General features: G+C 50.1%; 24 protein-coding genes, 1 tRNA gene and 1 pseudogene. 10 read left to right on the top strand and 16 right to left on the bottom strand.

What is annotated here, in order from left to right:
- Positions 1-17 precede the first annotated feature (17 nt).
- Positions 18-2,606 carry a DNA topoisomerase (ATP-hydrolyzing) subunit A gene (locus JOY44_RS00130; protein WP_171571788.1) on the top strand — a complete coding sequence of 863 codons (2,589 nt, stop codon included), beginning with the start codon at positions 18-20 and terminating at the stop codon, positions 2,604-2,606.
- A gap of 268 nt (positions 2,607-2,874) precedes the next feature.
- On the opposite strand, the gene JOY44_RS00125 is transcribed toward JOY44_RS00130, so the two are convergent.
- Positions 2,875-3,423 carry an AAA family ATPase gene (locus JOY44_RS00125; RefSeq protein ID WP_171571786.1) on the bottom strand — a complete coding sequence of 183 codons (549 nt, stop codon included), beginning with the start codon at positions 3,421-3,423 and terminating at the stop codon, positions 2,875-2,877.
- A gap of 207 nt (positions 3,424-3,630) precedes the next feature.
- Positions 3,631-3,768 carry a hypothetical protein gene (locus tag JOY44_RS00120; protein ID WP_203032012.1) on the bottom strand — a complete coding sequence of 46 codons (138 nt, stop codon included), beginning with the start codon at positions 3,766-3,768 and terminating at the stop codon, positions 3,631-3,633.
- A gap of 89 nt (positions 3,769-3,857) precedes the next feature.
- Here JOY44_RS00120 and JOY44_RS00115 point away from each other — a divergent pair, with 89 nt between their 5' ends.
- Entirely contained in the window at positions 3,858-4,025 is a 168-nt protein-coding gene (locus JOY44_RS00115) for a metallothionein (protein WP_171571784.1), read from the top strand.
- Between the two features lie 23 nt (positions 4,026-4,048).
- The gene (locus tag JOY44_RS00110; RefSeq protein ID WP_171571782.1) at positions 4,049-4,456 is read left to right on the top strand and encodes an ArsR/SmtB family transcription factor; all 408 of its coding nucleotides are present in this window, start codon (positions 4,049-4,051) and stop codon (positions 4,454-4,456) included.
- 119 nt (positions 4,457-4,575) lie between these two features.
- Here the strand turns inward: JOY44_RS00110 and ligA are convergent, their stop codons facing one another.
- Positions 4,576-6,681: an NAD-dependent DNA ligase LigA gene (ligA, locus tag JOY44_RS00105; RefSeq protein ID WP_171571780.1), complete on the bottom strand. Its 2,106-nt coding sequence runs from the start codon at positions 6,679-6,681 to the stop codon at positions 4,576-4,578.
- Positions 6,682-6,825: 144 nt separating this feature from the next.
- Here ligA and JOY44_RS00100 point away from each other — a divergent pair, with 144 nt between their 5' ends.
- Positions 6,826-7,131, top strand: a complete 306-nt coding sequence (locus JOY44_RS00100) for a hypothetical protein (protein WP_171571778.1) — start codon at positions 6,826-6,828, stop codon at positions 7,129-7,131.
- 23 nt (positions 7,132-7,154) lie between these two features.
- Here JOY44_RS00100 and JOY44_RS00095 read toward each other — a convergent pair whose 3' ends face one another.
- On the bottom strand, positions 7,155-8,993 hold the full coding sequence (locus JOY44_RS00095; RefSeq protein WP_197984836.1) for a ShlB/FhaC/HecB family hemolysin secretion/activation protein: 1,839 nt from the start codon (positions 8,991-8,993) through the stop codon (positions 7,155-7,157).
- 261 nt (positions 8,994-9,254) lie between these two features.
- Between JOY44_RS00095 and JOY44_RS00090 the strand changes: the two genes are divergently transcribed.
- Positions 9,255-10,838 (top strand): hypothetical protein, encoded by a 1,584-nt coding sequence (locus JOY44_RS00090; protein WP_171571777.1) that lies wholly within the window; start codon positions 9,255-9,257, stop codon positions 10,836-10,838.
- Between the two features lie 73 nt (positions 10,839-10,911).
- Positions 10,912-12,084, top strand: coding sequence for a DNA double-strand break repair nuclease NurA (locus tag JOY44_RS00085; protein ID WP_171571775.1), 1,173 nt, complete (start codon positions 10,912-10,914; stop codon positions 12,082-12,084).
- 30 nt (positions 12,085-12,114) lie between these two features.
- Here the strand turns inward: JOY44_RS00085 and JOY44_RS00080 are convergent.
- Positions 12,115-13,174 (bottom strand): annotated as a pseudogene (locus JOY44_RS00080) (IS630 family transposase).
- Positions 13,175-13,282: 108 nt separating this feature from the next.
- Between JOY44_RS00080 and surE the strand changes: the two are divergent.
- Entirely contained in the window at positions 13,283-14,095 is an 813-nt protein-coding gene (gene surE / locus JOY44_RS00075; RefSeq protein WP_171571773.1) for a 5'/3'-nucleotidase SurE, read from the top strand.
- Here surE and JOY44_RS00070 read toward each other — a convergent pair.
- The 9 genes from JOY44_RS00070 to JOY44_RS00030 form a co-directional block, all read right to left on the bottom strand.
- On the bottom strand, positions 14,074-14,220 hold the full coding sequence (locus JOY44_RS00070) for a hypothetical protein (RefSeq protein ID WP_203031902.1): 147 nt from the start codon (positions 14,218-14,220) through the stop codon (positions 14,074-14,076). The two genes, surE and JOY44_RS00070, sit on opposite strands and share 22 nt — an antisense overlap.
- Before the next feature lie 5 nt (positions 14,221-14,225).
- Complete coding sequence (locus tag JOY44_RS00065) at positions 14,226-14,435, bottom strand: type II toxin-antitoxin system HicA family toxin (RefSeq protein WP_171571771.1); 210 nt, start codon at positions 14,433-14,435, stop codon at positions 14,226-14,228.
- The gene (locus JOY44_RS00060; protein WP_171571769.1) at positions 14,432-14,632 is read right to left on the bottom strand and encodes a type II toxin-antitoxin system HicB family antitoxin; all 201 of its coding nucleotides are present in this window, start codon (positions 14,630-14,632) and stop codon (positions 14,432-14,434) included. The genes JOY44_RS00065 and JOY44_RS00060 overlap by 4 nt, the downstream gene beginning before the upstream one ends.
- Before the next feature lie 204 nt (positions 14,633-14,836).
- Positions 14,837-16,168, bottom strand: a complete 1,332-nt coding sequence (locus JOY44_RS00055) for a flotillin family protein (protein ID WP_171571767.1) — start codon at positions 16,166-16,168, stop codon at positions 14,837-14,839.
- A gap of 38 nt (positions 16,169-16,206) precedes the next feature.
- The gene (locus tag JOY44_RS00050; RefSeq protein ID WP_171571766.1) at positions 16,207-17,595 is read right to left on the bottom strand and encodes a flotillin family protein; all 1,389 of its coding nucleotides are present in this window, start codon (positions 17,593-17,595) and stop codon (positions 16,207-16,209) included.
- Positions 17,596-17,672: 77 nt separating this feature from the next.
- Complete coding sequence (locus tag JOY44_RS00045) at positions 17,673-18,353, bottom strand: NfeD family protein (protein ID WP_171571764.1); 681 nt, start codon at positions 18,351-18,353, stop codon at positions 17,673-17,675.
- A 104-nt stretch (positions 18,354-18,457) separates the two neighbouring features.
- Entirely contained in the window at positions 18,458-18,940 is a 483-nt protein-coding gene (locus JOY44_RS00040) for a hypothetical protein (protein ID WP_197984835.1), read from the bottom strand.
- A 54-nt stretch (positions 18,941-18,994) separates the two neighbouring features.
- Positions 18,995-20,440 carry a glutamate--tRNA ligase gene (gene gltX / locus JOY44_RS00035; RefSeq protein WP_171571763.1) on the bottom strand — a complete coding sequence of 482 codons (1,446 nt, stop codon included), beginning with the start codon at positions 20,438-20,440 and terminating at the stop codon, positions 18,995-18,997.
- A 452-nt stretch (positions 20,441-20,892) separates the two neighbouring features.
- Positions 20,893-20,966 (bottom strand) — tRNA-Asp (locus JOY44_RS00030).
- A 235-nt stretch (positions 20,967-21,201) separates the two neighbouring features.
- On the opposite strand from JOY44_RS00030, the gene JOY44_RS00025 reads away from it, so the two are divergent.
- The 3 genes from JOY44_RS00025 to JOY44_RS00015 all read left to right on the top strand — a co-directional run bounded on the left by JOY44_RS00025 (position 21,202) and on the right by JOY44_RS00015 (position 24,307).
- Positions 21,202-21,744, top strand: coding sequence for a GNAT family N-acetyltransferase (locus JOY44_RS00025; RefSeq protein ID WP_171573606.1), 543 nt, complete (start codon positions 21,202-21,204; stop codon positions 21,742-21,744).
- 80 nt (positions 21,745-21,824) lie between these two features.
- Entirely contained in the window at positions 21,825-23,378 is a 1,554-nt protein-coding gene (locus JOY44_RS00020) for an FAD-dependent oxidoreductase (protein ID WP_171571761.1), read from the top strand.
- Positions 23,379-23,491: 113 nt separating this feature from the next.
- Positions 23,492-24,307 carry a SirB1 family protein gene (locus tag JOY44_RS00015; RefSeq protein WP_171571760.1) on the top strand — a complete coding sequence of 272 codons (816 nt, stop codon included), beginning with the start codon at positions 23,492-23,494 and terminating at the stop codon, positions 24,305-24,307.
- Between the two features lie 77 nt (positions 24,308-24,384).
- Here JOY44_RS00015 and JOY44_RS00010 read toward each other — a convergent pair whose 3' ends face one another.
- On the bottom strand, positions 24,385-24,849 hold the full coding sequence (locus JOY44_RS00010) for an SRPBCC family protein (RefSeq protein ID WP_171571759.1): 465 nt from the start codon (positions 24,847-24,849) through the stop codon (positions 24,385-24,387).
- Positions 24,850-24,875: 26 nt separating this feature from the next.
- Positions 24,876-25,934 (bottom strand): N-acetyl-gamma-glutamyl-phosphate reductase, encoded by a 1,059-nt coding sequence (gene argC / locus JOY44_RS00005; protein ID WP_171571758.1) that lies wholly within the window; start codon positions 25,932-25,934, stop codon positions 24,876-24,878.
- Positions 25,935-26,132 lie beyond the last annotated feature (198 nt).

Below are 26,132 nucleotides of genomic sequence, written 5' to 3'. Positions count from 1 at the left end.
GATAGTAGGAAAAGCTCATGGCTAAACAATTAGATGTGTTTTCTGGTGGACAGGTGATTGCGACTGCCTTGCATACCGAAATGCAACAGTCCTATCTCGAATATGCCATGAGTGTCATCGTCGGACGGGCGTTGCCAGATGTGCGTGATGGACTCAAACCCGTGCATCGTCGCATTTTATACGCTATGCATGAATTGGGGTTAGTCCCCGATCGCCCCTACCGCAAATGTGCGCGGGTTGTGGGGGATGTGTTGGGCAAATATCATCCCCACGGCGATCAATCGGTTTACGATGCCTTGGTTCGCTTGGTGCAAGAGTTTTCCAGCCGTTATCCATTGCTGGGCGGTCATGGCAACTTTGGTTCTGTAGATGACGATCCACCCGCCGCCATGCGCTATACCGAAACGCGGCTAGCGCCAATTGGCAACGAGGCATTGCTCACCGAGATTGGCGATGCCACTGTTGATTTCATCGGCAACTTTGACAATTCACAGCAAGAACCCACGGTGCTGCCTGCGCAGTTGCCCATGTTGCTGCTGAATGGCAGTTCAGGCATTGCCGTCGGCATGGCAACCAATATTCCACCCCATAACCTGGGAGAAGTCGTAGACGGACTGATTGCCCTGATTGACAACCCCACGTTGCCCGATGAAAAACTGGTGCAACTGATTCCTGGACCGGACTTTCCCACGGGCGGTGAAATTATTGACACGCAAGGCATTTGGGAAGCCTACACCACTGGTAAAGGCAGTGTGCCCGTGCGCGGCGTATCGCGGTTTGAAGAGGTTCCCTTTGGACGCGGACGGAATCGCCGCACTGCAATCATCGTCACAGAACTGCCGTTTCAGGTGAACAAGGCGGGTTGGATCGAGAAGATGGCAGACTTGGTTAACCAGGGAAAGCTAGAGGGCATTGCTGACTTGCGCGATGAGAGCGATCGCGATGGCATTCGGGTGGTGATTGAACTGAAGCGAGATACCAATCCGCAAAGAGTTCTCAACGCGCTCTATCGTCAAACTGCCCTTCAGAGCAACTTTGGCATCACAATGCTGGCATTGGATCATGGCTTGCCTCGCCAAATGCCGCTGCGGGATATGCTCCAGTGTTTCATAGCCTTTCGGGAAGAAACTCTGACGCGCCGCTATCAGCATCAACTGACGGAAGCCGAAAACCGTCACCACATCTTGCAAGGGCTACTGACTGCGCTCGAAAATCTGGATGCAGTGATCGATATTCTTCGCAGTGCGCCGGATGGCAGTACGGCAAAAGCTGAGTTTCAGCAGCGATTGAACCTTAGCGATCGCCAATCAGATGCCATTCTCGCCATGCCGCTGCGCCGCCTCACTGGGATTGAGCGAGAAAAATTGCAAACCGAAGCGAAGGAACTGACCGCCGAAATGGCAGGATTGCAAACGCTGTTAGGTGATCGCCACGAATTGCTGAAATCTCTGAAAAAAGATTTGCGATCGTTGAAGAAAAAATTTGGTGATCCACGCCGCACAAAAATCTTGGCGATCGGCAATCAGGCACCAACAGAAGAACCAGTAGAAGTTAAAAGCCGAGACTCTGCCGGAAAAAAATCTCCAACTCCTGAGTCCTCACTCCCGACTTCTTATGCCTCCCTAGAAGAAACCGAAGTTACAGAAACCGTACTGGAACTGACTCAGCGTGGCTATGTCAGACGCATCACCCCTAAAGTGTTTCAACGGCAATCTCGCAATCGCACTGGAGATACATCTTCTGTCACTTTGATTGAACTGGACGATTTTACGGTACAAACCCAGTTCACGACTACTGCCAAGGAGTTGATAGCGCTGACTCGCAGCGGCAAAGCTTACGTCACACGAGTAGAAGATGTTCCACAAGCGACAGCACGTTCTAAAGGTGCCCCTTTGATTACGCTATTGCCTGCTGCTGCCCAGAACGATCCGGCTGGAGTTGTGGGTAGTTTTATTCTGCCGGATGACCGCGAAGGCAAGAACCTGCTGATTGTCACTCAACAGGGGCGGGTCAAGCGGTTACCCTTAGAAGACTTTGTTGGCTTGACTGGCAGAGGTTTAACTGCCCTCAAGTTAAAAGAAGCCGATCAAATTGCCAGCATCACGATCGCTCAACCCGGTGAACAACTGGTGATAGCCGCATCCAGCGGTAGGATGGTGCGTGTGGAAGTAAATGACGATTATCTACCGATGCAAAGCCGCACGGCTCAAGGGCAATTGGTAATGCGATTGGGCAAGCGAGAACGATTGGTCGGTGCGGCAACCGCTTCTCAAGGTGGAGTCTTACTGCTGACGACCGAAAGAGGCTATGCCAAACGGATGCCGATTGCAATGTTGCGCCTGTCTACTCCAGGCGAATTGGGTGCCTATGGAATGCAATTCAAGATAAAAACCGATGCCCTAGCTGGACTGGCTGCTGTGCGCTCTGAAACTGAGGTGATACTGCTCACGAACCAAGACCGCATGGTGCGCCTCGATCTAGCGGCGGTGCCAATGCAAGGACGAGATACGGCAGGCGATCTCATCCTTGACCTGGATCAAAACGAAAAAATCGAAACGCTGATTGCTATTCCAGTCCCCGCTACCGGGTCTGATGGTGAATCATGATTCTGTACGGGAAATTCTGCTGCGATCGCGTCAACTTATGAAAGAGAAGCGTGATCGCTATTTGATTGCATTGGGAAGTGCGATCGCTCTTTACTTGTAAATTTTCAAAACTTTGAGTGCATGTAGATAGACTGCCGCTAATATCTAGAATTAACCTAACCAGCCCAACGGCACAGTTGAGCGGCAGTAAATACCCCTGAACTAAGCACTCAGATCTCTCGGTTGTCCGCTCCAATAAAGTGTTGGGCTGCTGTCTGCACCGCTAGGGCTATTGCAGACTCGACAACCATTCATTTGTAATTTGTGGAGATTGCAAATGGACGACAGATAGATGGGCGTATTCCTGTTGCTGAAATAGTACAGGATACTTTTTACGATTTCGTTGATAGGTTTGCAACATCCATAGCAAGATAGATTCCTGACTGAAGAACGATTTCCTAATATCTTCACGATTGCCATTCCAAAGTTCTTCTTGTTTAAGAGATCGTCGCAATGTTCGCCGCAAGAGTCGCCCCATAATTAGCCAGAAAGAGTAATCCAGAAACACAATTGTCTCAGCTCGACTCCAAACGATGTTACGAACTGCACTGTAGTTGCCATCCACAACCCAGCAATCACGACTCAAAGCCTCGGTTACTCGATCCCGAAATACTTGAGGCGGAGGGGCTGTCCAATTCGGCTCCCAGTATAGTGCGTCTAGCTCGATGTAAGGAATCTGGAAGTGCTGAGCGACTTGTTGCGCTAAAGTCGTTTTCCCAGAGCCCGTAGTTCCTACAACAGAAATTCGCTTGCCACAATGCTGAAGACTTTTTTGCATAGACCCAATTTCTAAATCTCAAGCTCGCTGCTCCGCTTATTTGAGCTTAGTTAATCGCTTCATAGATAGATTGAAGCGATTTAACTTTTGACACCCAACAAGTGCTCTTTGTACACTGTCCCAGCCAAGAGCTGAAAGCAGCCCAACTATTGATTATGCAGAAACTTTCCGTATATCTCCCCTCACCTTCCATCAGATATTTTGATTTTAGGTACGAGTCAGGTTAGCGGCTTCTTGCCCCGTCATCGCATCCACAACCAGCAAAACTTCGTGGGGTTGCACAAGACTTTTGATATTCTTTGCAATCTTACTTGCGTCCTCATAAGATTGCGTATTATATTCCACCACCTGGCAAGTATAAAGATTCTTATTCGCAAACACATGAATATATATTCATACGTTAAGCTGTTTATATAATTGAAAAGAGGTGATTTATGTCTACTGTTAGTCAAATGAAATGTGCCTGCGAATCTTGTCTGTGTGTAGTTTCGCTATCAGATGCCGTGACAAAAGACGGTAAGTCCTATTGTGGTGAAGCCTGCGCAAATGGTCATCCGGCAGGTGAAGGCTGTGGACATACCGGCTGTACCTGCAACACTTAGATCACGTCCAATGCGATTTATCGATGCCAGACAATCTGACTGAAATCATTACCGAAAATTTTGAGGATGGGGAAGATTTCTGTTGTGAGCTTCCCCATCCTGATCACTCTGACCCTGCTGATCTCGCTCAAACTGAAACATTGACGGTTGAGCAAGCACAACGCATGTCGGAATTTTTTGGTTTTTTAGCCGATACAAATCGGTTACGAATTCTCTCCAAACTGGCAGCTAAGGAAATGTGTGTTGGTGATCTAGCGATCGCCCTAGAAATGAATGAATCAGCCGTATCCCATCAATTGAGAACACTCCGCACGATTCGTTTAGTTAGTTTTCGCAAGCAGGGGCGGCATGTATTCTATCGCTTGCAAGATCATCATGTTCTTAATTTTTATCAGGCGATCATTGAGCATTTGGATGAGACACTCACATGATGGCTAACTCAAGTTTTCTAACGCTACCTGAAACCAATTCCGCGAAAACCAATTAAGCAAAAAGCCCCAACTCCGAACAATTCAATTTCTTTCATCTTCTAATCTTCAAAACAGCCGTTCTATGATTGGATTGGGTTGAGTAACTCTAGCAGTTCTGATTCTGATAGCAAAGCTACACCAAGGGATTGGGCTTTCTTCAGCTTGGAGCCTGCTTCTTCGCCTACTACCACGTAGCTCGTTTTTTTGCTCACTGATCCTGTCACCTTGCCTCCTGCCTGTTGGATCAAGGCTTCAGCTTCGTCGCGTTTGAGGGTGGGCAGGGTTCCAGTGATAACGAAGGTCTTGCCGACAAAAGGAGTTGGAAGCCGAGAGTCGTCCGACGTGCGGAGTGCGGAGTGGAATTGGATTCCGGCGGTTTGCAGGCGATCAATCAGATGACGGTTGGCGGGGTTTTGAAACCATTGGTGAACAGATTGGGCAATTTCACTGCCGATGCCATAAACGGAAGCGATCGCGTCTACCGTCGCTTCAGACAAGGCTTCCACGCTGGTGAACTGCTGGGTTAGCACTTGTGCATTGACGCTGCCCACATGACGAATACCTAATCCATAAAGCACTCGTGACCAGGGCTGCTGTTTAGAAGCAGCGATCGCGCTGACCAATTTCTCCGCCGACTTTTGCCCCATCCGCTCCAACGACATCAGTTGCTCAACGGTGATGTCGTATAAATCAGCAACGGATTGCACTAAGCCCGTATCGACAAATTGCAGCACCCATTTTTCGCCGAGTCCGTTAATATCCATGGCATCGCGGGCTGCCCAATGCTCTAAAGCTCCCCGGATGATCGCCGGACAGGATGCATTGATGCAGCGCGTCACCGCTTCCTTCTCTGGTTTAACTAGGGGTTGGCTACATTCGGGGCAATTGATCGGCATTTGGAACGGTTCAGTGGTTTCAGGGCGCAGTTCATACAAAACCCGCACCACTTCTGGGATAATTTCCCCGGCTTTGCGAATGATCACTGTATCCCCGACGCGAATATCCAGTTCGGCAATGCGATCTCGATTGTGCAGCGTTGCCCGTGCGACCGTGGTTCCTGCCAATAGCACCGGGCGCATTTCTGCCAGGGGGGTGACGGCTCCAGTCCGCCCTACATTGACGCTAATTTTTTCGACTACCGTGGGTGCTTCCTCTGCCGGATATTTGAGCGCGATCGCCCAACGCGGAAACTTTTGCGTAAAGCCCAACTGAGCCTGTACTGCCAGCGAGTTCAGCTTCACTACCACGCCATCCGTCATGTAAGGCAGAGTACGGCGCTCAATTGACCAGCGATCGCAGTACTCAACAACCTCTGGCAAACTCAAGCAAAGTGCCCCCTCTGGATTGACGCGAAACCCCAGAAGCTTCAAACTTTGAAGCACGTTCCATTGATTGGAGAGAGTCGGGAGCCGGGAGTCGGAATTGGAAGCAATGTCTTCAGCCCCTAGACTCGCGCCCTCCACTCCAAAATGCAGCGTATAAGCAAAAAAGTCTAGCTTCCGTTTAGCAACAATTTTGGAATCCAATTGCCGTAAAGTGCCAGCGGCAGCATTGCGAGGATTAGCAAATAAGGCTTCGCCTGCCTGTTCGCGTTCCTGGTTAATTTGGGCAAACGAGTCGAGGGGCAAAAAGGCTTCGCCGCGCACTTCCACTACAGTTGGCGGGTTTTTCAGGTTGAGCTTGAGGGGGATAGAGCGAATCGTTTTCACATTTTGAGTAATATCTTCCCCAGAAATGCCATCGCCGCGAGTGGCTCCTCTGACCAACACGCCATTCTCATACGTTAGAGATAACGACGATCCGTCAATTTTCAATTCGCACACATACTCAAAGTCTGCAATATCTGAAGCCACTCGCCGCCAGCGATCCTGCCACTTTGCTAAATCCCCGTTGCCAAAGGCATTTTCTAGGCTGTAGAGAGGAATATTGTGGCGGACAGAGGTGAATTGGCTGGCGGGACGTTCGCCCACCCGCTGAGTTGGGCTATCGGGCGTAATCAACGAGGGATACTGAGTTTCTAGCGCAATCAGTTCGTGATAAAGCGTGTCGTAGACCGGATCTTCAAGAATGGGAGCATCTAAAATATAGTAGGCGTAGCTGGCATTTTGCAGCAGTTGCCGCAGTTCTTGAAGGCGCTGCTCAATACCGTCGGGAACCTGTTCAAGCGTTAATTGCGTCGAGTCCATCTACCCACAAAACTCAAATCTATTTTTAATCAGTTTAGCGAGGCCGCGGCAAGTCGCAATCAAATTTTGCTCAGCGATCGCTCCAAACTGTCAAAGATCCGTTATCCTGCGGTGTAGTTGAATGTGCAAACTCTGGGTCACTTCATGCGACTTTGGCTAACCAGTTTTATCTTGCTATTTGGGGCAGCGGAATTGTGGCAGTGGGTGGAACAGGCATCCTTGCCAACGCCATTTTTTGTGCTGGGCGGTGCGTTTTTGGCGATCGCCTCTAACTATGGCAAGCTTTCAATGCCGTATCACCTGGATTCTAAAGCAACCGATTCTTCATCCAAAAAGGTCGCTCCAAGTCAATCAACTAAAGCGGTGTCGCCTGCAACCTCTACAAAATCCTTAACCCGCCCCAGCGTGGTTTCCTTTGAAATTCAAAAGCCCTTCAAACCCGGAGATTAACCATCTAGATGCTGGTTAACGGATCAAAACTGATAGTTGACGCTGAAGTAGAAGCCAGAATCTTGGACATCATTGCCGCGATCGCGCAGACGCAGAAACGATGCTGCATAATCCAGGCGGATATTTAGGCCGGGATAGGGTTGCCACAGGAAGCCCAGCCCAGCCCCTGCTAAAAATCGCTGATCGGCTTCAGGATTGGGATTAGAGGACTTATTCCAGACTTTGCCCATGTCAATAAAAGGGGCAATTTGGGCGATCGGGCTGCCAGCTTCATCGCGCAAAAAAGTAATCCGATCTTCAACCGAGAGCCGGAAGCCGTTATCTCCTGAACGGGCATTTTGCCGAAAGCCACGCACCGATTGTCCACCGCCAATCACAAACTGTTGAGAGGGCAACAGCGCATCGGGCGTAAGCTGCAAATCGGCTTGAAAAATCACCAGATGGCTGCTGCCAAAGCGTTGTACTCGCTGCACCTGTCCCAACCAGCTAAAAAACCGTCCATCTGGAATAGGCGACTCATTGATCGTAGCGTTGAGAATATCCAACCCGATGCTGAACTGCGATCGCAGTGCCCATGCCCCTAATGGATCACGCTTCACATAGTCTTGCCCCAGCTTGAGAACTCGCGTGCGGCTATTGCCCTCCTGATCGGGACCAATCCCAAAGGGAAATGGAATATCACTAAACAGGAAGGTTTGCCCATTTTGGGCCGTAAACCCGATCGATAATCCCAACTCTTGACGCGGATTGCGGATAATTGGATGCCGAAAACTGATTTCATAGAGCTGAGAACTGCCTTGAATATCCAACGCTCTGAACGCCGGATCAATAATTCGGTTCCAGTTTGGGGCAAACCGAAACTGAACAGTGCTGTTTTGGGGCGTGACGGGCACCCGATAAACCAGATCGAGCGTGTCGGCACCACCCGCCGTCGTGCGGTAGTACGTCAGCCCAAGATCATCTCCATAACCTGTAATATTGCGATAGCCGAGAGAGCCGCCCAACCGCACAGAACCCACGCTAGGCGGTGAGTAGTTATCCACGCCAATCAAACCGCTGAGTGCTTTTGCCTCGGTCACGCGCACAACCAACACGCTCTGCCCCAGGTTGGTGCCTGGTCTCAGGCTGGCTTCCACATTGGTAAATAATGGATCGGCTTTCAACAAGCGCAGTTGATCTTCTAGTTGATCGCGGTTCAAAGGCGGCTGCGCACCTAAGCCAATGCGACTGCGGATATAGGCAGACTTGACCCGCTGATTGCCCTCCACCGTGATCGCTTCCAGGGACCCTTCAATCACTCGAATTTGGACTGTGCCGTCGGTTACAGCTTGCTCAACCAGCACCGATCTAGAGGTAATGTAGCCGCGATCGAGATACAGTTGCGTGATGCTATCTGCTGCCTGTTGCAACTCGCTCAAACTAACCGATCGCCCCTGCAATGGCTGAATAATTGGATTCCAATTTTTAGGACTTAAAACGGTGCTGCCAACCACCTCAATGGTTTTCACTGAAATTTGCACCGCTGGCTGATCAGGCGCAGGTGGCATGATGGGGGCAGTTGGGGTCGGAAGTGTAGGCTGAGTTTGGGGCAACGGCAGCGGAGTGGGGGTCGCACCTGGCTGAATCAAGCGATCGCGATTTGGATCGGGAGTCGTGCGGCTTGGATCTGGCAGTTGTGCCACAAGTAACGGTGCAGAACTGTTGAAATCAACGCCTTGTTCCGCCAAAGCGGTTTTTGCCAGCATCCCAACCGAAACAGCCTGAGCTAAACAACCCATCGCTATCGCACCAGCGCAGCCAAAATTATTTGCCCTAGAAAACTCCCACCATTTACATTGAAGATATTGCATAGAAACAGCCATGCTGCGCTAGTTTACTCCGAGAGAATTTTACTCTCCTTATTCAAATCCTCGTGAGAATTGCAACAAACCCGGACAAATCTTAGAGCTGACGGAGGACTGAGAAATCGTTAGTAAATTTTGATGTTCGATCGATGAAAGTGACTTGATATTAAGCTGCGTAGGCGGATTGCAGATCAGGCATGATGATGAATGAGATTGGTACCGTGAGTTCGCAATCAACAGATTTTATTTCCACTTGTTATTCGCCACTCGTTATTCGTCATGTCTCTTCAAAAATATTCTTCGCCTGGTTTGTCAAAACGTCGCAAAAATCTTTGGTTTGAGCGATTCATGGCGATCGCAGCAGTCACCAATCTGGCACTTATCACCTTCGATCTCACCTATGTGCCATGGCGAAACTTTTGGCTGCAAGGAAACCTGGGCATTCCCTTGACTAACTTCAAGCTGAATATTCCGCTGCCCACGAACATCTGCCGCGATCGCTCAGTCGAAACAGGGCAACCATCGCGCACCATTCAGCAGTCAGCAGTTATCTGCCTCTATGACCCCGTTAAAGGAATCGAGCCACACCGAGACACCCAAGCCTATTTAGATGCCGTTGCCCAGCTTGAAAGCCAACTTGCCCAAAAGGGAGTGGAAGCCGGATTGCAAGATGTCGCCGTTCAAGCCACCTTGACTAAACTGCAAAAACTAAGCACCGAAATGGTTGAGACCAACCCATTTGCGGCATCCGGCAAAAGTGGTGCCCTAGAAAAAATTAAAAACAATATCCGAAATCGTGTTGCTACTCGGACAAACACGAAGGTGTCTACCAAGGAAGCCTTTAATATTTTTTGGAGTACTAACAATTCCAGATATCCAAACTACCTCTCTCCCACAACCTGGAACAGCGAGATTGCCTGGTTTTCTCAAACCATCCGACCCTTAATACAGACTAATTACTATCGCACCGTGGATGAGAACGGCAATCCAACCAACAATTTTTGGCTGCTGGATGCTCCGTTTGTGATCCTATTCTTGTTAGAGTTTCTGGCGCGCACTTACTACATCAGCCGTCGCTATTCTAGCTTGACCTGGCTAGATGCCATGATTTGGCGATGGTACGATATTCCGCTGTTTGTACCGTTTAGTCTGTTTGCTCCCACTTGGACACTATTACGGGTGTTGCCAACTACCCTCCGGTTGCATCAGGCACAGCTAATTAATCTGGAGCGAATTCAGGCGCGGGCACGGCAAGGTTTTGTGTCGGCGATCGCGAGTGAAATGGTAGAGGTGATCATTGTCCAGGTGATTAACCAAATCCAGGGTTCCATTCGCCGTGGAGAACTGACGAATATGCTACAGCGTGCCACCTCCCGTCGCTATGTCGATGTGAATAATGTCAACGAGATCGAGGCGATCGCGGCGCATCTGACGCAAATGATGGTGCATCAAATCTTTCCAAAAATTCAGCCCGATTTAGAAGCATTAGTGCGCCACAGCATTGAGACCGTGATGAATCAATCGCCTGCTTATCGAGGATTGCAAGCAATACCCGGCATTGGCGCTGTACCTGCTCAAATCACCGAGCATCTGGTTCATGATATTACCCAACTCATCCACAACACCTTAAAGACCGCCCTGGATGACCCCAAAACCGCCGAATTGGCTGCTCGCCTCATGCAAAATTTAAGCGGTTCCTTTATTCAACAGGCCCAGCAAAGCAACCTACAAGAGGTGCAAACTCTGATTACCGACCTGCTCGAAGAAATTAAAATTAACTATGTTCAAAATCTGTCTGAAGAAGATGTCACGTTGATTCTGGATGAAACCCGACAGCTACATCAGAAAAGGACCCGAAAATAGATATAGAACAGATCAAGTGTATTAAAGTAAGAGGGCTATCCAATCCACTCCTCTACCCCTTCCCTTCTCTACCATGCCCCTCAAATCTTCTCAAATCTTAGCGCTGCTTAAAGAGAAACGAGCCGATTTTGAGCGGTTTGATCACACGGCACAGCAAGCTTTTCAGAAATATCGTGTCGCTTTGGCAAAGGCTTCTCATATGTCAGAAGATGCGATTCTCAAGGATTTAAGCGACTGTGCTCCCAGCGATCGCGGCGCGGAACCCTTGGAATCGCTGGTCAATGATGGTAATTGGGTGAAATCCTCTGGGCTGGTATGGCAAAGCCGCGAAGACAGCCATGCCTGGGTGCGCGATCGCCTGACGGACATTTCCACCTTTGCAGTGGATGGCTCCCAAATTTATCCTGGCAAGGATATCTCTCTTCCGATCGCGTTGATCCAAATTGGCTGGTTTGAAAACTTTCATTCTGCTAATAAACACTACGACAAAGATATTGCCGTGGATGTGATGACTCCCGCAGATCTGAAAGCAAGTAGCAGCGGTGATCCGGTGGATCGGCGGGTGAACATGCGCCGATTTGAAATGGAAGTGGAGCGACTCATTCAATACATGGAAGATCGGGCGGGCGATCGCGCCTGTCTGGCATTCTTTGATGGTTCCCTGGTCGTCACTTTTGCAGAAGCGTTTGATCAGACCACGCGAGATTTTTATGTGAAATGCGTTGTGCGGCTGTTGCAGGCAAGCGAACACTACCAGGTGCCCGTGGTGGGCTACATTGACACCAGCTATGCGCGGGATTTGACAGTCATGCTGCAACGCCTGTTCAACCTGCCCGATGCTCCTTCGATTCACGATGCACCGCTACTCGGAACCTTTATGCAGTGGGGAGATCGCACGCCGCTTTTTTCCTGCCGGCGCTCTGGTGTTTTACATGACTACCCTGTAGCGATCGCTGACCAAATCAGCTTTACTTACCTCAAAGCCCACGACGGTTTACCCGTGCGTTTAGAACTACCTCAATGGATTTATGACTGTGGACGGCTGGAGCAAATTTTAGACTGGGTGCGGTGCGAAGTCATCATCGGCGGTGGCTATCCCTATGTGATTGAAACGGCTGATCAAACCGCAGTGCTCAAAGCTGAAGATCGCCAACTATTTTTCCGGCTGCTGCAAGACTGGGCGGAATCAGAGGAATTAACCCTGCGACTCTCTCGCAAAATGGTCAGCAAAGCCAGGCGACGATAGATGATATGAAATCCGGCTAAGTAGTTATCGTTAAGCATTAGCTTCCTGCCACCAGTGAAAATGAGTCAGACCTCGAATAAATTCGTGCTGCTTAAGCAGTGCACAGCAGCGGTCACAAAGTACTTGTTCAAGGTCTTCAATCTTCTCAAAGATACGATTTACAATCGGTTCATCCAAAATTGACCACAGGCGTTCTGCGGGCTGTAACTCAGGTGAATAGGGGGGGAGAAATTCCAGGTGCAAACCTTCGGGTAATACTACCTTGTCACTCGTGTGCCAACCCGCTTGGTCAACGCTCAATAAAACATGTTTGTGCTGACCCAATCCAAAATGCTGAGCAAAGTCTGCTAAGACTCGATTGAACAAGTCGATGTTGACTTTGGGCATGATCCACCAGTACGTCTCGCCGGAGGCAGGATGAACAAAACCGTAGACCCAGACCCACTCATAACGCCACTGCACTTTAGCAATTGGGTTTTCCCACCAAGGCACCCAGATGCGCCGCAGCACGGGCTTGAGACCGATTCGATGTTCATCCATTGCCCAGAGTTGAATCTCTGCCTGAGGATACTGCTGACGCAACTGCTCTACTCGCACGGGCAGTTTTTTTTCCAGGCTTCCTGTTCTTGCGGGTCTTGCTGCTGATGCTCAGGGCGCGGCACTCGCAGGCGAAACTCCATCTGCTTGAGGTATTCCCACCCTCGCTGAGGCGACACTGGACGCTCAGCACTCGACTCATCCAATCGGCAACCTTGCGTCCATTCCACAAGCCGTTTTCAGTCGTAGGCGTTGCAATCGCTTGCAGGAGTTGGGCTTGTTGAACTTCATCGAGTAAAGGTTCGGCTCCACAATTGTGCTGCCGACCATCCCCCACACTTGCGTCTCCCTTTCGATTGTAGCGATTGGCTATCACCCGTATCCAGCGCAACGAATACCCCGTTACCTCGCGCACCTCTGCCGTCCGCTTGTCCTTCGCCAGTAGCCACAGAATTTGGTACTGACTACGTTCGATCCCCTCTTTCGCTTGACGATACCGCTCCTCCAATTCTTCACAACTGAGATGAGGCTCAAGGGTTAGGCGTTTGGGCATAGGACTTTCTAGGCTAACTCTATGCAGTAAGCTTACACCCGGATTTCATATGACTTGTTGGCAGTCTAATGGACAATGGGCATAGGCACCATCCAAAGGCGGCAGGCAATGAGACTATTAGTCAGTAATGATGACGGCATTTTTTCACTAGGCATTCGCTCGTTGGCAAACACTCTGGCAGAAGCCGGACACGAGGTTTTTGTGGTCTGCCCTGATCGCGAGCGATCGGCAACGGGGCATGGACTGACGCTCCACCAGCCGATTCGTGCTGATCGGGTGGAATCGGTGTTTCATCCCGCCATCAAAGCATGGGCATGTTCTGGAACACCTTCGGACTGCGTCAAGCTGGCGCTATGGGCATTACTTGAGGAAAAACCTGATCTAGTGCTATCCGGGATTAATCATGGGTCCAATTTGGGCACAGATGTTCTGTATTCAGGCACGGTATCCGCCGCTATGGAAGGTGTGATTGAGGGTATTCCTGGCATTGCATTTAGTTTGACCAGCTTTTCATCTCAAGACTTTGTGCCAGCAGCAAATTTCGCGCGATCGCTGGTTGCCAAGCTCGAAAAACGGCCCCTTCCTCCCTCGATGTTGTTGAATGTGAATGTGCCTGCGGTCAAGTCGGAGGCGATCGCGGGTGTTGCTGTCACTCGTCAGGGGGTGCGCCGATACATCGATGTGTTTGAAAAGCGAGTTGATCCACGGGGCAAAACCTATTACTGGCTAGCAGGAGAACTGCTGGAGGAGGTAGAAGACTCATCGGAGTTCGCCGAGGTCATTCCCACGGATGTTCAGGCAAATCGACAAAACTACATTACAATCACGCCGTTGCAATATAATTTAACCGCTTCAAAAGGTCTAGAAAATCTAAAAGATTGGGCAAAAGAGCTATCTAACTATGCGCCCTTGATCAGTTGAGCTATGACGGCGCTCAAATCTGCGAAAGAGCGGAGCGATCGCTCTATTGAACCCCAATAATAGAGCGGTCTCCCCACGTTGTGAAGGAGCAGCGCGATCGCCCCAGCATACTTAAGAAATGGCACTCCAGTTAATCTAAATCTTCCTCTGTCAATCCCGCATCTTTGAGAAGACTTCTTAAAGTGCCAGTCGGTAAATCTCGATTGCTATGAACAGGAATTGAAAGAATCACGGTTTCACCTTCTTTAGCGTAAATGTGATGACTACCAGTGATGCGTTTCAACTCCCAACCATACTGCTCAACAATCTTGCACAACGCTTTACCGGAAATAGACTTCATACAGTTAATTCAATCAACTGTTTTTCTGGCTCAAGGGTTTCTTGCTGTCCAGCAACTTCAAGCCAACCTTGAATGGCATCCTCTAACATTTCTAGTAATTGCTCGTAGCTTTCTCCCCAAGTATGGCAACCCGGAAGAGCTGGTACAGAAGCACACCAAACACCGTCCTCCTGCCAGATAATCGCCTTAATTTTCATCTCAAATTTCTTATGCTGCTTCGTATTAACAGTTTAGCGTGAGCGATCGCCCCAGGCTGGGAATAAGAAGAGAGATCGCCCCAAGTTCCGATGGAGAGGGGCGATCTCTCTATTGAAGTCGAATAACCACGCGATCGCCCAAGCCTGTAAAGGTAGCAGCGATCAACTGATTGGGCTATTTGCTGATGAACCTGAAGCAATGGATCAAATCATGTCAGAGATTGCCTGAGATCGCGGTTGACGGGTAGGTAGATTAGTAAACCCTTGCGCCCTATCGTCAGATGCACCAGGAAGTTGCTTTGGTAGTGAGGTGGACAAGTTTTGGACGGTTTCGGCGAGGTCGATGCCAGTGGTTTGGCGGAGTTGCTCGATGAAGGTAGCGAGTTGGGTGGCAGTGTTGCTGTTGCTGCTGTCTACCATAGTGATATTTTGCACGGTGACATCGGGAACAGCGGCAGTGAGGGTTTTCAGCAGGGTTTCTAGGCGCTGCAATAGATAGATGTCGCGGGCATTAGAACCGGCATCGCGCCAAGATTCCGCAAGGCGTAGGGTGCCTTCGGCTCTGGCTTTACCGTCTTCCAGGATTTTGGCGGCGTTACCTTGGGCTTGGGCGATCGCCTGCTTCGATTGTGCCTCTGCGGGGGCAATCACATCTGCCTGCAACTGCTGTTTCACCTGCTTGATGCGTTCTTGCTGAACGGGCACTTCGGCTTGAATTCGGGCAAGCTCGGAGGCGATTTCGGCGATCGCTTCGGCAATCACCGCCTCGCGCATCGTGGTTGCGTCGGTAAGGCGACGTTGAGCATCGGCTTTGGCAATTCCCATATCGCGATCCAGACGACTGAGCGAGGTGATTTTGCTATTTTCCGAGGTTTGAATCGCGGATTCTGCTTTTGCCTGGGCTTCAGCAATCCGAGAGTCGCGCAGCATGTCTGCCTGCTGCTTGCGTCCGATCGAGTCAAGATAGCGGACATCATCGGAAATGTTTTGGATTTGCAGCGTGTCTAACACCAAGCCCAATTTTTCCAGGTCATCTTCGGCTTCATCCAATAAGCTTTTAGCAAAGGCGATTTTGTCTTCGTTCACCTGTTCTGGCGTGAGGCTGGCAAGAACACCGCGCAGATTGCCTTCCAGGGTTTCCTTTGCCATCTGTTCAATTTCGGCACGGTTTTTGCCCAATAGTCGCTCGATCGCATTGTGAATGGCGGGTTCTTCCCCAGCAATTTTGATGTTGGCAACCCCTTCCACCTTCAGCGGAATGCCACCTTTGGAGTAAGCATTGGCAACTTTTAGATCAATAATCATATTGCTCAGATCCATCCGCAGTGCCCGCTCCAGCAAAGGCACCCGCACACTGCTCCCGCCTTTGACCAGGCGATAGCCCACTCTGCGCCCGTTGGCAAGCTCATGAGAACTTCCGGCAAAAATTAATACTTCGTTGGGCTGACAAATGTAATACAGGTTGCGGATGGCGAATAAGCCCGCGCCCGTCCCCAATCCCAAAATTCCCAGCAGGGCAATAATCGATTCAAACATGGTTGTTTTCCTATGACAATTCGCAGAATGGGAGGATATTACGGATTATTTTTGCGATCGCGCTGGCGATTGAGGGTCGATGCTACGTCAATTCCTAAGGTTTGATCGACGCGATCGAGAAACTGACGGACGATTTCGGGATAGACATTCATCAGGCTGGCGAGGGTTTTGCCATCACCGTTGTCGATCACGTTAATGTTTTCCAAGTGCAAACGGTTCGGAATTTTGGCAGCTTCTTGCAGCACCATTTCAATTTGCTGAATCAAAAACACCTCTGCCGCATCCACGCCCGTTTTCTGCCAAACCTCTGAGAGCATATCGTTGACCAGCGCCGATGCCTTGGCGTTTTCTGAGAGTTCGGCGGCGGCACCCTTAGCGTAAAAGGTTTTGGCTTCGCGATCTGCTTCGGCGGGTAAGACTTGATCGGCTTCCAACCGCAACCGTTCTAGCTCTGCCCGGACCGTCTGAAATGCCTGCTCAGCGCGCGCCCTTGCTTCTTTTTCGGCGGCTTTGGTGCGTTCTTCTTCTGATCGCGCCCGCTGTTCTAGCTCAGCTTTCACTTTTCGCAGTTCGTTTTGTCGTTGCTGAATGATGGCGAGTGCTTGGGATTTGGCAACTTCCGACTGCTGCTGACAGTCGGCTTCAATCCGATCTGCCTGACTGACGGCTTCGGCTTCCGCAATTTCTGCATCGCGGATGATTTGAGCGATACGTTTGCGTCCAATCGATCGCAGGTAGTCCACATCATCCGCTACATTTTGAATCTTGAAAGTATCGAGTTGCAGTCCTAGCTTGACCAAATCACGGGTGACATCTTGAGCAATCCGTTCGGCAAACTGGAGACGATCTTCATTCACCTGTTCGGGGGTCAGCATGGCAACAACCCCACGCAGATTGCCTTCCAAGGTTTCTCGCGCCACACGGGCAATTTCGGAGCGATCGCGATCCAAAAACCGCTCGATCGCGTTACCTACAATCGCTGGGTCGCTAGAAGTTTTGACATTGGCAATGGCCTGAATGTGGAGGGGTGTACCGCCTTTGGAGTAAGCATTTTTAACCTCTACGGGCACGGGCATACTGGTGACATCCATTCGCTTCACCGTTTCCAAAATCGGAATCGCGATCACCCGTCCGCCAAAAATCACCCGATAGCCGACATCTTCCCCTTCCTTGTTGCGATGCTTGCGACCCGACAAAATTAAAATCTCGTTGGGGTTGCAGATTTGCATGAAGCTTTTGATAAACCAGGCGAGCAAGATCACTCCGGCGATCGACAGCACGATTGGAAAAACGGCTAACCAGCTACCTGACTCCTCAGTCTGAGGCGCGACGGCTGGATTGGATTCCGCTTGAGCGAGTTGCACCGTCACGCTGTCTGGAGCTTGAGCGATAGGAATTTGGAGTAGATAGGAAGAAGGTTGATTCATAAGATTTAGATGGCATTGAGAGAAGAATTCAGGTTGCAGGAAAGGTGGCATGGTGAGTCATCAATTATTGTTGACTACTATTCCCCGGCTGCCGATTCCTGACTGGAGGACTTCAAGCTATCGGTGGAGACGACCCAAAGGCGATTTTGGTCGGTGCCAACAACGAATACCTGTTCGCCAGAATGGAATTCTTTAGCTTCGTCGGTGTAGGCAATCACATCGAGAATGCTGCCTTTGATTTTTAGCCGCACTTTTCCTCGGCTAGTAGCGTTGAAAGGCACTTCCACCGTTCCCGCGATGCCAACCAAATCGGCAGAGCGCACGAGGCTATCTGCTTGTTGATGGCGTAAGGCCCGCAGGCTACCCGATACCAAGCCCCCACAGAGAATGCCCATCATTACAGACGAGATCGCCACGACTGCCGCAGGCAATGGCACTGATAAATTGGACAATACCAGCCCCGTTAGCCCAAAAAAGCAAATCCCAAAAGTCCAGAACTTGAGACTTTTCATTATCGCTAGCCAACCCCAAGGGTTTCGGGAGCGATTCGTGAAACGCTTCCGTTGGGAGTTGGGGCGTGGCGTATTCTGACTGTCACTCCCCGGATCGACTAGCTCAATATCTGTGTCGAGATGAACAGCTAGATCGGCATCGTGGTCAAGGTCATGATCCAAGTCAAAGTGATCCAGTCCTCCTAGCAGTGCCAGAAGCACAAATACTCCCCCGATCGCAAAACAAAACCAGTAAATTGTCAGCATTGCGGCAGGTCAACCAAAAATCATCCCCATCTTGGCATTCCTAGCCGCCGGAAACTCAGATTTGGCACGATTTTTAACCTATTTCCTATTGCCCTTGTCCCCGCCTATCGTCTAATTCGCAGCACATAGGGCGCTGTACGATTCTTGGCATAGGAACTGACCCAAATCTCATACTTGCCAGCCAGCCATTGCCCTGCTACGCCTGGGTTCTTCCCAACAAAATCATCGTTACACCAAGCGCCACCTGGTCCTCGAATGGTTAGGGCGGTATCCTCTGCGCTTTCTACCAAAATGCTGAGCGACTCGGTAAACCCTTTTAAGATGACCGTATGGGACGGCGCAGCGTTGGCAAAGCCGGTACAGGACCCTGTGGGCGTGGCGGCTCGTCCAACAATCTCATTAACTGGAGTAGAACCGCCTGTTGAGCCACGGAGTTCAACAGGCGAAAATTGAGGACTGAGGTTGACACTGGCTGGCTGAGATTGAGCAATGTAAGCCCAGACGTTTAGCGTGGTGGCAACAGCAGCGATCGCCATCAAGCCCCTCTTCCACTGTGATTGGTTGAAATTGATTCCGGTTGCCATCATTTATGCTCGTTCAACTGCTAACTCTTGATGACGACAGCGCCGAAATAGAGTTCCTTATTTTGCAATCTTCAACGCTGCTTGCAGGCGATCGCCATCCCAGCCACGGTGATTCAACAGCAGCCAAGACTGGATCAGATCAGGTCCTTTCGTTTCCCCGGTGAAAGCAACTCGCAAAATTGGCTTCAGTTGTCCTTCTTTGCGCCCTAAATCTTTAGCAACCTGCTTGATCAAGTCCGGCGCGTTCGTCTCTGTCAGCGGGGAATAGTTAGGAATCGCAGCAGCAATGCCTTTGATCACATCAGCACAACCTTCCTGTTGCAGCTTCTTTGCGCCCTCTTCATTGATTGGGGCATCGGCAACAAATAGATAGCGCGTCATGGCAACGGCATCGTCTAACCGGGTCAGGCTGGCACCTATCAAGGCAGTGACTTGCTCCAGCCAAGGGCGATCGCCCGTCCAGTCAAATTCATAGTCTGCTTGCCAGTAGGGAATCAGCAAATCGGTCAACTCACCAACGGGCATAGGGTGAAGATACTGACTGTTGAGCCACGTGAGCTTATCCCAATCAAACTTGGCTCCGGCTTTGTTAACGCGATCGAAGGTAAAGTGTTGAGCAGCGTCTTCTAGGATGAAGATCTCTTGAGTAGAATCAGGTGGCGACCAGCCCAACAGGGTCATGTAGTTGACCAATCCGGGCGCGACATATCCCATTTTCTGAAAGTCTGCAATAGAGGTGACCCCATCTCGCTTGGAGAGTTTTGCGCCTTGCTCGTTCAAAATCAGCGGCGTGTGCCCAAATTCTGGCACAGGAACACCTAAAGCTTCATAGAGCAGGATTTGTTTAGGAGTGTTGGCGATATGGTCTTCGCCGCGAATCACATGGGAAATCGCCATATCAATGTCATCCACCACCACCACGAAGTTGTAAAGAGGTTGACCAATGCTAGTTGCAGAAGCCGCGCGGGCAATTACCATGTCGCCGCCCAAATCCTGCCCTTTCCAAGTCATGGTGCCATGAACTAGGTCGTTCCAACTGATTTCGCGATCGCTCTCAATCTTGAACCGAATTACCGCTGTTCGACCTTCCGCTTCGTAAGCTGCCTGTTGCTCAGCCGTTAAATTGCGATGGCGATTATCGTAGCCCGGTGCTTCACTGGTCGACTTCTGGGCTTCTCGCATGGCATCCAATTCTTCAGGTGTGTCATAGGCGCGATATGCCAAGCCCTTGTCCAATAACTCCTGAATTTTCTGACCATATAATTCCAGGCGCTGGCTTTGGAAAAAAGGACCTTCATCCCAGTTCAAACCTAACCACTTCAAGCCTTCCATGATGTTGTTGGTAAATTCAGGCTTGGAGCGTTCCAGGTCAGTATCTTCAATTCGCAAGACAAAGGTGCCGCCATGGTGACGAGCAAACAACCAGTTAAAAACGGCAGTCCGAGCCGTACCAATATGAAGGTTACCTGTAGGACTAGGAGCAATACGAACACGAACGGTCACGGCAAAACTCTCAAGAATTGTAATCTTCCTATGCTATCTGAACTTTGAAGCCCCGCGCAGGCTCTTCCGGTGCATATTTGATGGCATAGGCATAGCATTTGCCAAACGATTTAACGGCTATGAGATCCGCTTTTGCTCAAAGGCTGCGCCCCTCTGTAATAACGCTTCGATCTCAGTGTTATTGCGATTCAACGTGCCAAACTGAAAGCAACGATTTGAGTAAAACCCTAGGGATGGAATTGTGGTCTCAACAGAACAGCGGGTTTGAACCAATGAGGCATTCATGGCGCTACTTAAAGATGAGCATCGCTATGAGTTGGTAAATGGAAATGTAATTCTAGTACAGCGTTCGCCTTAAAAAATGGAAATAGGCGATCGCCCACTAACCCTTCATTTATCTCAGCACAATAATTTACTGCTTGGTGAGAAGCATGTGGGACAACTAACAAGAACGGGATCGACGAGGCTCGAACTCGCAACTTCCGCCGTGACAGGGCGGTGCTCTAACCAATTGAACTACGATCCCACGTAGTTCCTCTTTTAGAGGAGACTCTTATTGTGTCAATCGTCAGCCCATTTGTCAAACATCTGACGAATTTTTTTAGGATTTGACCTATGCAAGAGCGAAAAACGCGATCGCGTCTGGCGTTCTATTTCTCTATTGCGAATGATAGACATTGCCGTGAATGCTTTTGAAGCACCAATGCAGAGTCCACTTTGTGATAAATTTCCAGCCAGCATTAATGATTCAACAGAGAAGCATGATCATTCGAGATGCGGTAGAGGCAGATTTGCCTGCGATCGTTGAAATTTATAACTCCACTATTTCCTGTCGCTTAGTCACTGCCGATATGGAGGAGATCTCTGTGGAGAGCCGCCTATCCTGGTTTCACAGTCATACTTCCGATCTCCGCCCTTTGTGGGTGGTCGATCCAAGCCTTGAACAAGAAATGGAGTGCAATTCCTTGAAAGATGGTATCCGCTGTGACATTGCAGGATGGCTGGGCTTTCAATCTTTTTACTCCGCTCGCAAAGCCTACGATAAAACGGCGGAACTGAGCATTTATATTTCTCCAAATTATCGGCGACAAGGCATTGGGCGGATTTTGCTGCAACAGGCGATCGCCCGTAGCCCTGAGTTAGGCATTAAAAATCTGGTGGGCTGCATTTTTGCCAACAATGAACCCAGCCTTAAATTGTTCAAAAATTTTGGGTTTGAGCAGTGGGGCTATCTGCCCGCGATCGCCGAGTTTGAATCGGGCACGAACGACTTGGTAATTGTGGGACGGCACTTAAGCAGTTAGGTTCCAAAAACACCTACGACCCAACGCGCACCTTAACAGACAGAGTGCGTCATCATAAAGTGCGTGTCGAAATGAACAGCATGACATTAACAGAACAGTTTTTTTCGCAGTTACCAGCAAATGCTTTGGCAGGATTGCGGCACACAGATGAACTTTGGCGATCGCTGCGATTGGGGGCTTTACCCTTGCCAACCGTTGTCCAAGAAAGTCCAGAACTACTAGAGTCTGTTGATTGGGATGTGGTTATTTGTGGCGGCACCCTGGGTATTTTGATTGGGGCGGCACTAGTGCAACGGGGCTGGCGGGTGGCGCTGTTGGAGCGGGGCAGTTTGCGGGGACGGGATCAAGAGTGGAACATTTCTCGCCGCGAATTGGATGTGTTTGTGTCGCTAGGCTTGTTGACCAACGCCGAACTGGAGCAGGCGATCGCCACAGAATATAACCCAGCACGCATCAGCTTTTTAGGTGGGGATGAAGTCTGGGTCAGAGATGTACTCAACATCGGCATCGATCCGGTTTATTTGCTGGAAACTCTAAAGCAGAAATTTCTTCAAGCAGGCGGACAGTTGTTTGAGCAAACGCCATTTTCAGGCGCGATCGTCCATCCCAATGGGGCGATTGTGCAAGCGGGAGAACGTAGGCTGTCAACGCGGCTTTTGCTAGATGCTATGGGGCATTTTTCACCGATTGTGCAGCAGTCACGACAGGGTAAAACGCCCGATGCCGTCTGTTTGGTCGTAGGCAGTTGTGCGACGGGCTTTCCCTCCAATGAAACGGGCGACTTGCTCGTCTCCTTCACGCCTATTCAAAATCAATGTCAGTACTTTTGGGAAGCGTTTCCTGCCCGCGACGGCAGAACAACGTACCTGTTCACCTATGTCGATACTCACCGCGATCGCCCCAACCTGGAAGCCCTGTTTGACGATTACCTCCGGCTCATGCCTAGCTATCAAGGCGTGAAACTAGATGAAATTCAGCCCAAACGCGCCCTGTTTGGTTTTTTTCCTTGCTATCGCAATAGCCCTTTGAAACCCGTTTGGAACCGAATTCTGCCCATTGGCGACAGCAGTGGCAGTCAGTCTCCGCTGAGCTTTGGTGGATTTGGGGCAATAGTGCGTCATTTGCAGCGATTAACCAACGGCATTGATCAGGCATTGCAGGCAGATGTGTGCGATCGCCGCGCTCTTTCCCGACTTCAGCCCTATCAGCCCAATCTTTCTGTCACCTGGCTATTTCAGCGCACCATGAGCGTCCGCATTGATCAAAAAATTGCGCCCAATCAAATTAACGACACCCTATCCAGCGTATTTCAAGGCATGGCAACCCTCGGCGATCCAGTCCTCAAGCCCTTTTTGCAAGACGTGGTGCAGTTTCCTGCCCTCTTCCAAACTTTAACCAAAACTGCCTTAACTCGCCCCCATGTTGTCGCCAGCGTCATTCCTCAAGTTGGCATTCCTGCCCTCGCAAACTGGATGCGGCACTACATCAACTTAGCAACCTATGCCGCTCTTTATCCCCTCAGCCAACCCCTGATCTCTCCCTGGCTGCCAACCCTTTCACCCACTGCGCGATACTATAGTCAGCGCTGGCTGGATGCGTTTAAGTATGGCTCAGGCAAGGATTATGACGAATGATCTTCGCATAGTGTCTCCGCAGGAGTTGTGAGAAATGGGAAAGGGCGAATAAACGTAGGCGAAACGCACCGTGAAAAATTGAGAGATGGATAGATGATGGGAGCAGCAAGGTAATGGATTTAGCAGGACGGCGGTTGTTTGGGGAAGAGATTCAACGGCCAGATCAGGCGATTAATCTAGAGCGGGCAGCGCTGTACATTGCTCTGGAAGAATATCCCGATCTGGACGTGGATGCCTGTATCAAAGCCTTGGATGAAATGGCAGCGGCAGTAAAAGAGCGACTGCCAGCAGAACTGTATCCGCTGAAAATCTTGAAGACCATTCAGCAGTATCTATATGATGATCTGGGCTACTCCGGTAATCGCACAGAATATTACGATCCGCGTAATAGCTTTTTGAACGATGTGATCGATCGCCGCACGGGCATTCCCATCACGCTGTCAATGGTTTACTTGGCGATCGCGCGTCGGATTGGCCTGCCCATGGTTGGCATCAACATGCCGGGTCATTTTCTCATTCGCCCGATCGCTGAGGATATGGAGATATTCGTCGATCCTTTTCACGGCGGCGAAATTTTATTTTTGCAAGACTGCGAAGAGTTGCTGGTGAAAGTGTTCAATCGCCGTGTGGAACTTCAGCCCGAATACTTAGCACCTGTCAGTAATCGGCAATTGTTGGGACGCTTGCTGACGAACCTGAAAGTTATCTACATCAACCAGCGAAATTTTTCCAAAGCCGTCCAAGTCTCAGAACGAATTTTATTGGTATTTCCTGATACTCCGTTAGAACTTCGCGATCGTGGTGTCTTGTACTACCGCAGCGATCGCCTAGCCGAAGCCCGTCAAGACTTTGAACGCTATCTAGAACTTGCCCCTCTCGCCGAAGATGCCCAGTTCATTCAGGGGATTTTAGACGAAATGTCGGAATAGGAAAGGGACAAAATGAGAATGCCATCTGATCACCACTCCGTACTCCGAACCCCGAACCTCGTACCCCAAATTTCTTCCTAGCTCTTAACTCCCGTTAGATACACTTCTTCTGCTATTCGCTTAATGCGACGTAGTTGACTTTGCATGTCCTGCTGAGTCCAACGGGCGGCAAAGGTATCAAAACCAAATCGGATGAGGGGATTAGGAATCGTGAACTCAAAGCGGTTGACTAAGCGGGTGCCTTCTAGCTCAGGGTTACATTCCCAGCGATCGCGCCCTGTAAAAAAGCCCTTAAACGCCCAGACCACTAAACCCGGTTCTCGCTCCACAACCACATTCGTGAGAGTGGGGTGCAAAACAGGCATTTGCACCACAAAACGGCTCTGGCTACCGATTTCTGTAGACCAATCGCCCACAGGTTCGCAGCGCAAAGCGGGGTTTAGCCAGCGATGCATCAGCGTTAAGTCTGTAATGCACTGTTCTACCGCTATGGAACTGGCATTGACCTGAATCGACTGTTCAAATACGCGCGAAGAAACCATGCAAAAATCAAAACTAAACTTAAATGCTACGGATAAAACGCCAGTTGCGGCAATCCTAGTTGTTCATCCCAATCCATCATAATGTTGAGACACTGAATCGCCTGCCCAGCTTGTCCTTTCATCAGGTTGTCGATCGCTGATATGACAATCACACGCCCCGTCCGAGGATCAACTTCCAGCCCAAGGAAGCAAAGATTGGTATGACATGCCCACTTCGTTTGGGGGAAAACGCCGCTCGGCAAAATCTTCACCCAGGGAGAATTGCGATAGAAGGCGGTGAAAATTGTCAGCAAATCTTCCCGCACTAAACCGGGATCGCGGAGAGTGGCGTAGACGGTTGCCAAAATGCCGCGCGGCATGGGAACAAGGTGAGGCGTAAATTGCACCATCACTTCATGACCCGCGAGATCGCTGCAAATTTGTTCGATTTCTGGGGTGTGGCGATGGCGGGCAACTCCATAGGCACCAAAGGAGCCAGCCGCTTCTGCCAGCAGCATATTGGTCTTTGCTTGTCGCCCACCGCCCGAAGTGCCCGATTTGGCATCGACAATGGCGGTTTCTGGCACAATCAAGCCTTGTTTAAGCAATGGCGACAGCGCAAGTAGACTAGCGGTTGGAAAGCAACCTGGACAGCCGATTAGCTGAGCCTGAGAAATGCGATCGCGATATAGTTCCGGCAAACCATACACGGCGGTCTCAGCAACTTTCTCATCCGTGCGTTCAATGCCATACCAGGTTTTGTAAACCGCCAAATCCGAAAAGCGATAATCCGCCGACAGATCTATTACCTTGCAGCCTTTTGCCAGCAACGTCGGAGCCATTTTGCAGGCAAGTCCGTTGGGGAGTGATAGAAAAACGACTTCACACCGCTCGGCGATTATGTCCAAATCAATGGGTTCAATCACCTGCTCAACGTGAGATTCCAAATGAGGATACAGATCCGAAAATGACTGTCCGGCGCTGCTATCTCCACCCAGATAAGCGAGTTCTAAATTCGGGTGATCCATCAAAATGCGGACAAGCTGCACGCCACCATAGCCCGATGCGCCAACAATTCCAACCGGGATACGTCCCCCATCACCCATGATGCTTTTACCTTATTGCGGATTAAATACAGAGAACTTTGCTGCATTGTAGTACCAGACAAAAGATTTGTGGAAGTCAGAGTGAGTCAATTGCAAGATCAAGAAGAAATTGCGCCTTACCCTCTTAGTGCTGTTGATAAGTTGCTGATAATTTTTCATACGATCGCGATCTCATTGCTATGAGTGTGACGATCAGTC

Origin of the sequence: Leptolyngbya sp. Cla-17 (genome assembly GCF_016807185.1) — a bacterium.
Lineage (GTDB): Bacteria > Cyanobacteriota > Cyanobacteriia > Leptolyngbyales > Leptolyngbyaceae > ULC077BIN1.
This window is presented reverse-complemented; position numbering and strand designations above follow the sequence as displayed.